The sequence below is a fragment of the Acinetobacter sp. Res13-Abat-PEC15-P4-01 genome (genome assembly GCF_015676285.1).
In the GTDB taxonomy this organism is placed as follows: domain Bacteria; phylum Pseudomonadota; class Gammaproteobacteria; order Pseudomonadales; family Moraxellaceae; genus Acinetobacter; species Acinetobacter nematophilus.
Genome location: NZ_JADAIN010000034.1, coordinates 1 through 3530, shown reverse-complemented (window position 1 = coordinate 3530; position 3530 = coordinate 1). Strand labels below are relative to the sequence as shown.

The window sequence follows — 3530 nt, the reverse complement described above, 5'->3', positions numbered from 1 at the left end:
CAATTGGATTTATTAAAAGCAAATGAACAGAAACACTTAGGACAGGTTGCAAGTGGTGATCAGTTTGAAAATCATTTGTCCTTAAGTGATAAAACTAATTATGCAATATTAAAAGGAAAATATGAGAATCAATGTGCCAATAAGCAATCAATAGATTGTACCAATTTAGCAAAACAAATAGTAAAACTAGTTGAAAAAGGTAGAACGATTGCAAAATCTGAAACTGATTATTTTTCAGAAGATGCCGCATTTGGTGGAGGTAAAAAAATTGTTACTAGTTATAAACCTAATGATTTAGTACATTGTGTTGTATCTAGCTCATCAGTTTGTGTTGTAACTAATAAAATCGCAAGTAATGGTGAGTATATATTGCAACCAGCGAACAAACAGCAAGTTGAATCATATAATAAAAATGAAGAAATGAATGTAGAGAAATTAAAAGCTTTAGGTCAAGAAGCTTATATGGCAGGTTGTAGTTCAGTTGGAGTTAGTTCATTTGTATGTCAAATTTATCATGCAACTGGTAAACCATATCCAATAACAGGTGAAACACCAACTAATACTGAGAGGGTATTATTAGGTGCGGGTGCCGTATTGCAAGCTACAGGAGTTGGTTTAGCTACATCAAGAGTAATTTCTTCATCTAGAAGCGTAGCGGCAGAAAAGGTTGAAAAAATTGCAGAAACTAGCGCTAAAGCTACCGAGGCAGCTGTTACTGGATCTGTAGCTACAAGAATTAATGTAGCAAACGGGAGAACTGCATCGACTCCATTGAGATCGACAGGGGAACCTGTTTCTGCTGGCTTTAATCATGTGCTTGATGGCCATTTTGATGTAGCAATAGCAAAAAATAGATCAGTTTTTTCGATTAAACCAGATGAATTGAAAGTCTTATTACAAGATAAGAAAATTGTATCATCTCGAGTTGTGGAAATACCAGGCGGACAATATGTTAGAATTGTTGATACTGGTAAAGTTATTGGCACTACAAGTCTAAAAGAAGGTGGGCAGCCAACAAGATTCATAAAAGTTTTTACGGATTCAAAGGGTAATTTGATTACCACTTACCCTGTTAAAGGAAATTAAAGGTTATGTTGAAATTTACACAAAATATATTTAATGAATTACGTCTAAACTTAGATTTATTACCATCAGATACTGATCCAAAAGAAATTTTAAGAGTTTTGAAGGTATGGATGATTAAATATAATGAAATTTTGAGTTCCCCACCTTTTAGTGATTATCATTTAATAAGAAAAATCCAATTGAATGAGGAAGATTATCCTGTTATGTATTCTACATTACACGATGAAGAATTTATTCATATTAAAAAAGTTTTAAATCGATATAGCTTTCAGGACACAGAAAGTATTGCCCGTATTTTAAGTGAAATATTAGATAAATTATATTTCTTTGAAATGGATGAAGAATGTCCTAATTGTAGTAATTTTGGATTGCTGGTTTGGAAAGAAGTTAATGATAATCAAATGATTTTTGAATGTAGGCAGTGTGGTTTTATGGGGACGTTGGATGGTAGAACTTTTCAAAATGTTGTTCCAGCTAAAACTATAGATTTAAAAAGAGTTAATTATATTTAAGGATATATTTGATAAATAAAATATCCTTTTGTGGAGGAATAGGGACGTTCTCAGATTATTCAAGAGCAGAAGGATTTACCAGAGAATTTCCGTCAAAGTGCGGAGGATATTGTTAAAGTATTACCAGATGGAGCTTCTAAAGATAAAGCATTACAGTCATTAAATAATATTCAGGCAAAGCTCGTTAAAATGCCACCAGAGTTGCAAGCTTTAGGGGGAGACATGATCCAAGCCTTCCCTGAATTTATAAAACAAGATGGAGAGCCTAAAGATTTTGAAGTTTTAGTGAGCCAACCCGAAATTTTAGCGTCCCTACAAGATGTTTATAAGTTGAGGGACGAGATTGCAAATTATAAGCGTGATTTGATTGCTCAAGGATATAGTTCTGATAAAGTCAAAGAGTTACTCATCGAAAAGATGATAAATTCAAAGCAGCCAAATTTTACGTTAGCAAAGCAAGTTGATGCTCAGGGGCTTGTGGAGTTTACTCAACAACCTCCAACGATAGAACCTGTTTCGACAATCATTCCTTTGGCTGGCGCAGATACAGCTGAGGCTGAATTTGGGAAGGACAAGATCAGTGTTAGTAATGAAAGTAATGTTGGCATTGATATATTTACAAAAGTTGGTCAAGTAAAACAGAAAATCGATAAAACAGTTGAATCGACAGGAATTGATCCTCAAAAAGCATCATTAGCATTGGGCTTAGTTTTAGGTGGTCCTGTTAACTTGGCAAAATCGGTGGTTACTGATTATCTGTATGGCGATAAAGTCGCTGAATTAAATGAAAGAGTTGTAGATGAAATCACAGCATTTATATTTAATACAGATTATGATCAAATTCAGAGTATTAAAAATTCAAAGAACCAATCATCTAATGAAACAGCCAAGCAATTAGTTGGTCAGCAAGAATTAACAGCCGATGGGATAAATTTAACCACAAGTGTTGTGCTGGGTGCTAGTGCGGCTGTTGGTATTGGTAAAGGGATTGCGAAGGGGAAAGATTCTGAGATTACTGTTTCGAAAACAGTTGATTCAGCAGAAAGCTCTATACAATCTCAATCTTTAAATCAACAATTAAGAAAAGAGGAATTGACTTCACAAGGCTTTTATAAAGAAAATTCAGGTTCTGATAGGAGTGCTTACATAAATGACCATAGTTATAATCGACATTCATATACAGAAACATCTAATTCTGACGCTAGTCAAAATAGGACAAGATTTGATAAGGATTTAGATGTAAAAAAATTAAGAGAAGATACTTTATCAAATCCAGATATATCTTATAGTGATTTGAGAAGTGGTGCTACAATCTATAAAAAAGAGTATGATTTTTCAATAAGCACTAATATTAATGATTCAAAAACATCCCCAACTTCACAAAAGTCGAATACTAATGTAGTCATGATTAATCCTGATGCAGAAAAATCCACACAATTTCCTCTAGCCCCTAGACATGAGAGCAAGTAATTATGAATGATTTTGAATGTAAACTAGAGCAATATATTGATGATAATGTTTATCAAAGGAATGGTTTATTTTTTTCAAATTCAGCAATAGTGAATATTGAGATTGATTATGAAAATATATTTAAGTATAAGGGGTTTGACGATGCATTAATTGTTTATAAAGAGTTATTTGAAAGTACAAAGAAAGATGGAAGATTTTTAATTTTTACTGCTTTAAATGGATATGCTGATGAAGGGTGCTGGGATGGTGTAGAAGTAAAACATCTAACGAATGATATTATCTGGGATTTAGAGGTTGGAAATATTAATTATAGATTTATTTTTAATAAGGAAAAATATTTTAATGGAATAAATGCAATTGGAAATGAGATTATGAATTTGGATTCTTCGATAGTTTTAGAACCTAAAAATGTTATATATCCATTTGATTGGCCTGAAATTTAATATTTTACTATATTAGATC

The 3530-nt window shown here is 32.5% G+C and carries 4 protein-coding genes; all 4 read left to right on the top strand.

The genetic code is table 11. The features are described from left to right. A partial coding sequence (locus IMO47_RS19675) for a hypothetical protein (protein ID WP_242052663.1) occupies window positions 1-1086 on the top strand: 1086 nt, incomplete at its 5' end. A gap of 5 nt (window positions 1087-1091) precedes the next feature. Continuing rightward, window positions 1092-1598, top strand: coding sequence for a hypothetical protein (locus tag IMO47_RS12685; RefSeq protein WP_151714529.1), 507 nt, complete (start codon window positions 1092-1094; stop codon window positions 1596-1598). Window positions 1599-1787: 189 nt separating this feature from the next. Beyond that, window positions 1788-3068, top strand: coding sequence for a hypothetical protein (locus IMO47_RS12680; RefSeq protein ID WP_196076150.1), 1281 nt, complete (start codon window positions 1788-1790; stop codon window positions 3066-3068). A 2-nt stretch (window positions 3069-3070) separates the two neighbouring features. Beyond that, entirely contained in the window at window positions 3071-3511 is a 441-nt protein-coding gene (locus IMO47_RS12675) for a hypothetical protein (protein ID WP_196076149.1), read from the top strand. The last annotated feature ends 19 nt before the right edge of the window (window positions 3512-3530 follow it).

Bases quoted from the DNA above. Each gene is read 5' to 3' on its own strand.
- IMO47_RS12680 (WP_196076150.1), top strand. From the start codon at position 1,788: ATGCCACCAGAGTTGCAAGCTTTAGGGGGAGACATGATCCAAGCCTTC.
- IMO47_RS12675 (WP_196076149.1), top strand. From the start codon at position 3,071: ATGAATGATTTTGAATGTAAACTAGAGCAATATATTGATGATAATGTT.
- IMO47_RS12685 (WP_151714529.1), top strand. From the start codon at position 1,092: ATGTTGAAATTTACACAAAATATATTTAATGAATTACGTCTAAACTTA.